At 65.9% G+C, this 5,030-nt stretch carries 6 protein-coding genes and 1 riboswitch; of the genes, 2 read left to right on the forward strand and 4 right to left on the reverse strand.

The window, feature by feature from the left end; translation table 11 throughout:
• A partial coding sequence (locus BRAS3843_RS19570) for an MHYT domain-containing protein (protein ID WP_035982228.1) occupies positions 1 to 971 on the reverse strand: 971 nt, incomplete at its 3' end.
• A gap of 268 nt (positions 972 to 1,239) precedes the next feature.
• Positions 1,240 to 1,851: a 6,7-dimethyl-8-ribityllumazine synthase gene (locus BRAS3843_RS19575; protein WP_008970739.1), complete on the reverse strand. Its 612-nt coding sequence runs from the start codon at positions 1,849 to 1,851 to the stop codon at positions 1,240 to 1,242.
• Between the two features lie 77 nt (positions 1,852 to 1,928).
• A riboswitch (FMN riboswitch) is annotated at positions 1,929 to 2,095 on the reverse strand.
• A 405-nt stretch (positions 2,096 to 2,500) separates the two neighbouring features.
• Here BRAS3843_RS19575 and BRAS3843_RS19580 point away from each other — a divergent pair.
• Both BRAS3843_RS19580 and proC read left to right on the forward strand, forming a co-directional pair.
• Positions 2,501 to 3,001: a YbjN domain-containing protein gene (locus BRAS3843_RS19580; protein ID WP_008970740.1), complete on the forward strand. Its 501-nt coding sequence runs from the start codon at positions 2,501 to 2,503 to the stop codon at positions 2,999 to 3,001.
• A gap of 152 nt (positions 3,002 to 3,153) precedes the next feature.
• On the forward strand, positions 3,154 to 3,981 hold the full coding sequence (proC, locus tag BRAS3843_RS19585; RefSeq protein ID WP_139024920.1) for a pyrroline-5-carboxylate reductase: 828 nt from the start codon (positions 3,154 to 3,156) through the stop codon (positions 3,979 to 3,981).
• Positions 3,982 to 4,147: 166 nt separating this feature from the next.
• Here proC and BRAS3843_RS19590 read toward each other — a convergent pair whose 3' ends face one another.
• Both BRAS3843_RS19590 and BRAS3843_RS19595 read right to left on the reverse strand, forming a co-directional pair.
• Complete coding sequence (locus BRAS3843_RS19590) at positions 4,148 to 4,543, reverse strand: thioesterase family protein (protein WP_008970742.1); 396 nt, start codon at positions 4,541 to 4,543, stop codon at positions 4,148 to 4,150.
• A 168-nt stretch (positions 4,544 to 4,711) separates the two neighbouring features.
• Positions 4,712 to 4,915: a tautomerase family protein gene (locus BRAS3843_RS19595; RefSeq protein WP_008970743.1), complete on the reverse strand. Its 204-nt coding sequence runs from the start codon at positions 4,913 to 4,915 to the stop codon at positions 4,712 to 4,714.
• Between the last annotated feature and the right edge of the window lie 115 nt (positions 4,916 to 5,030).

The raw sequence follows: 5,030 nt of genomic DNA on the forward strand, positions 1-5,030 counted from the left end.
TGTATTCTTGTATAATGAGCGTCGGCGCGGAGACTGCGGACTTCGCCGGCATCGATGAAATGGGTGCCGTTGGCGCCTTCGACCGGGAGCCGTGACGCCGCAAGCCGCGGCGGCTGGCCGATGCCGCCCAGCGGCGCCGGCATCAGGCGAACACTGTTTGGGGGCACCGCCGGCCCCTCGGGCGCCGCAGATGGCGCGACCTCGGCAGTCGCCGGTTCCATATTCGCTGCTGGGTCGGCCACTGCCTCGGCCTGCCGGCGCGGATCGGGCACGAGGGAGAGCAGGAAGCCGGCCGCGACCACAAAGCACAGCACGGCGACCACGATCGACAGCACTTGCTGCGAAGCAGCAAGGCCCGCGGCGACATGGTGATGCGCTTCTGCCGTGAGCGGCACGAAATGCATGCCGAGCATGGCAGTATAGTGCATGCCGGAGACGGCAACACCGAAGGCGATCGCGCTTGCGGCCAGGCGCAGGCCGTCCTGTCGCGCCAGAAAGATGCGCAAGCCCCCATAGGCGGCCAGCATCGCGATCGCCACGGACAAGAGCACCATCAGCGGATCATGCGTGATGCCGAACTGCCCCGCGAGGCCGTGGATGCCGACATAGTGCATGCTGGCAATGCCGGCGCCGAGCAGCACGGCGGAGGGAATGATCCGGCGCGGTGACGGCTCGCCGATGCTGACGAAGAACAAGGAGACGCCCACCACCAGCGCGCAGATCAGGAACGAGACGATGGTCGGCAGCACCAGATACACGGCGTCAGCCGGAATCGGCGCGGCCATCACGCCGACGAAATGCATGGTCCAGATGCCGACCGCCAAAAATACGGCGGCTCCGGACAGCAACACGCGGCGGTTCACGCCCGCCGCATCACGAATGCGCGCGGTCAGGCTGAAGCCGGTGTAGCCGCCCAGGATCGCGATCGCCACCGACAACGCGACAAGAAAGGGATCGTGTCCGTCGAACATGATGCTTGGCCAGCCCGTCGCCACGGACCGGCGTCCTCCCATCGCCGACTTTATAGGTGCGGCGGTGAAGATGACAACCAAATGGACCGGGCATGATCGCGGCGGGATACGATCGCGCTTCCGGATGGCGCGGAAGCATCGTCCAGGAGCTTCTTTGATGTGGCTCGGTAACGACCTAAACGTCGGTGTCGTCCCGGCGAACGCCGGGACGACACCTCATTTGCCGTACTAGCTGCACATAACCGACCCTGGCCTTGCTTTCGCCGGACTACACGATCCCCGCCGCCACCTGGCCGCGCAGACGCTCAAGGCTCAGCAGCGTGTTGGCGCAGGCCTCGGCGACCTCGATGCCCTTGACCGCGAAATGCTTGCGGAAGAACTCGAAATGCGCCTGCGTCTCGTGGAATTGCTGCGGCGTCAGCACCGCCGAGAACACCGGCACTTCCGTTCGCAACTGCACATCCATCAGCGCCTTGATCACGGTGTCGGCGACGAATTCGTGCCGGTAGATGCCGCCATCGACGACGAGCCCGGCGGCCACGATCGCCGTGTAGCGGCGGGTCTTGGCCAGGAGCTGTGCATGCAGCGGGATCTCGAACGACCCCGGCACCTCGAAGATGTCGACGCGCTCGCGTGCGATATGGCGCGCCTCGATTTCGGCGAGGAAGGCGATGCGGCACTCGGCCACGACATCGCGATGCCAGGCCGACTGCACGAAGGCGACGCGCTGCGGCTTGGTGAAACGCGGATGCGACGGCGTCGGCGGCGCCTCGTCCGGCGGACCTGGCTCCGCGGGCACGGCGGCCTGCGGAGCAGCTCCAATGGCTTCGGTTTCGGCTTGTTCGATTTCAGCTTGGGGGTCTTGCAACATCTGATTCATGGTTGTCCTCGTTTGAGACCAGAATCAGGGCATACGGAACGACGACGCCCCCGCGCATGAACGCGCGAGGTGCCGGGACCCGTTCTCTTTCATCCGGACTGTAACCGTCGGCCTCGGAGTCGCACCGAATCTGCTGACCCTTGCCCGATCGCAAGATCAGGCAAGGCGCTCGCGGGCTTGGGCACCCCGACCGGGGGGCGCCCTTACCGCCGGTGGGGAATTCCACCCCGCCCTGAGAACATGGGCCGCCCGGCTGGACGACCCGTCCCAAATATGCCGGGCGTCGTCGGGCCGGGCAAGTTCCTTGGCCCGGCGAAAGCCGACCACCGGCCATGCATCTCTGGCCGTCCCGGTTCCTGGACGGGCGAGTCAAATCGGTCACATCGAGCAAAGTTCGGCGAATCCGATTCCGTTTTGTTCTCGGCGGGCCGAAATCCACAGGCTGGATGAGCTGTGGACGAAATGGGGTTTCGTTGTGGACGGATTCAGCGTGCAGTTGCGCCGATTCCGCAAATCACATCAGTTTGTTCGCGCAACGCCCGGGGCTTCGCTCGGGACTGCAAGCCGGTTGCGATTGGCGCCTTAAGGGCGCGGGGCCGGGTCGCCGCGTATGTACCACCGAGAACAAAAGACAAGAGGTCGAGACGGCATGTCCTTGCTCGAAGGCATCATCGATTCCGGGAACGATCCGCTGACCGTGGTCGAGACCATTGCTGCCGACAACAACTGGGCGTTCGAACGCTCCGGCATCGACGAAATAACGATCGCCTCAAGGGGGCAATGGACGGACTATCAGCTCTCCTTCACCTGGATGGCCGAGATCGAGGCACTGCATCTCGCCTGCGCCTTCGACATGAAGATTCCGGAAATGCGGCGCGCGGAGGTGCAGCGGCTGATCGCCGCGATCAATGAGCAGCTCTGGCTCGGGCATTTCGACATCTGGACCCATACCGGCATGGTGATGCACCGCCAGGCGCTGGTGCTGCCCGGCGGCATCACCGCCTCGGAGCGCCAGTGCGCCAGCATGCTCGACGGCGCCATCCACGCCTGCGAGCGCTATTTCCCGGCCTTCCAGTTCGTGGTCTGGGCCGGGAAATCGACCCAGGAAGCCATGGCCGCGGCGCTGTTCGACACCGAGGGCGAGGCGTAGGCCTCCACCATTGCTGTCGCCCCCGCGAACGCGGGGGCCCATACCAAGCGATGCGGATGTCGCGCGCGATGCTTGTTGCCGATAGCTCGATCCACTAGAACCGCAGGTGGTTATGGGTCCCCGCGTTCGCGGGGACGACAACGGCATGTGCGGTGAGACCCGTGAACCACAATCCACTTCAACACATCACTGGCACCATCGTGCTCGCGGGCGCCGGCAAGATGGGCGGCGCGATGCTGACCGGCTGGCTGGCGCAAGGGCTCGATCCGTCGCGCGTTGTGATGATCGATCCTGCGCCGTCGGACGAGATCAGCGCGCTTGGGGCCAAGGGCGTGCGGCTCAATCCAGCTGAGGCGGCGGACGCCGACACGCTGGTCGTTGCGGTGAAGCCGCAGATGTTCCGCGACGCTGCGCCTGCGCTGAAGCGCTGGGTTTCACCGGCAACGCTGGTGGTCTCGATCATGGCCGGCACCACCATCGCCGCCCTGCAGGAGCTCTGCGGCGGCGCCGTCGTGCGGGCGATGCCGAACACACCGGCCGCGATCGGCCGCGGCATCACCGTGGCGGTGCCGGCAAGCGATGTCAGCGCCACCCAGCGCGCGACTGCGGACGCGCTGTTACGCGCCACCGGTGCGGTCGCATGGGTCGATGACGAGAGCCTGATGGACGCGGTCACGGCCGTATCGGGCTCGGGCCCGGCCTACCTGTTCCTGCTCGCCGAAGAGCTCGCCCGCGCCGGCGTCGCCGCCGGCCTGCCGGAGGCGCTGGCGACGAAGCTCGCGCGCGACACCGTGTCGGGCGCCGGCGAGCTGCTGCACCGGTCCGATCTCTCCGCCGCCACGTTGCGCCAGAATGTCACCTCTCCCGGCGGCACCACCGCGGCGGCGCTCTCGGTGTTGATGGGCGAGGATGGATTCGGTCCGCTGCTGACCCGTGCGGTTGCGGCCGCGACGGCGCGGTCGAAGGAATTGGCGAAGTAGAAACCGCGCCCCTCATCGTCATTGCCGGGCTTGACCCGCCTGCGCGGCCGAAGCCGCTTCGGCGAGGCGAAGGCCCGGCAATCCATCATCTTCGTAAGAACTATTTGAGTTGATTCATTCGATGGATGCGCGGGTCAAGCCCGCGCATGACGAGGCTTGTCTGCCGCTACGGCACCCCGAACCGCTTCTTGAATTGCGCGACGTTGACGAGCCCGCGGCCGTGCCGGCCCTCGCCGATCTTGAGATCGCCATGGAACGCCGTGACCGCAAAGCGGATCACGCGGCGCTCGACCTCGATGACCTCGGCCGTGGTGCGGATGGTGGCGCCGACGGGCGCAGCCGCCAGGTGCTTGACCTCGACCTCGGTGCCGACCGTCACCCAGCCCTCCGGCAACGCGGCGCTGATCGCATCGCCCGATGTCATCTCCATTTCCAGGATCATCATCGGCGTCGCATAGACCATCGGCATGTGCGCCAGGAAATGCCCGACCGTGCGCTCCGGCGGCACCACCAGGATGCGTTCGGCACGCAGGCCGATCTTGATGATGTCACGTGCGTCCATGACTGCTCCGAATTCCGCTGTCGTCCCGGACAAGCGCGCGGCACGCGTGGGCCGATCCGGGATCCATAGCCACCGGCCTCGACGTTAGATGACGCTGGACGACGACCCGCCGTCACAACACATTTCTGTGGTTATGGGTCCCTGCTTTCGCAGGCACGGCAGCGGAGCTTATTTCTTCTGCTCGGCCGCGCGCTCGACGAAGGTCTTGCCGCCCTTCATCTTGTGCGACAGCGGCGCCTCGTTGATCTGGATCACCACGGCTTCCGCATCGACGCCGAGATGCGTCACCAACGCCTTGGTGATGTCGCGCATCATGTTGGCCTTCTGCTCGTCGGTGCGGCCGGCGGCCATGTTCACGGTGATCTCAGGCATTCCTGTCTCTCCATCTCGCGCGACGCGGCGCACTGCACCCTCTCCCCTTGTGGGAGAGGGTGGCAAAATCGAACGAAGTGAGATTGAGCCGGGTGAGGGGGTCTGTCTCCGCGGA

Source organism: Bradyrhizobium sp. STM 3843 (assembly GCF_000239815.1).
In the GTDB taxonomy this organism is placed as follows: Bacteria; Pseudomonadota; Alphaproteobacteria; order Rhizobiales; family Xanthobacteraceae; genus Bradyrhizobium.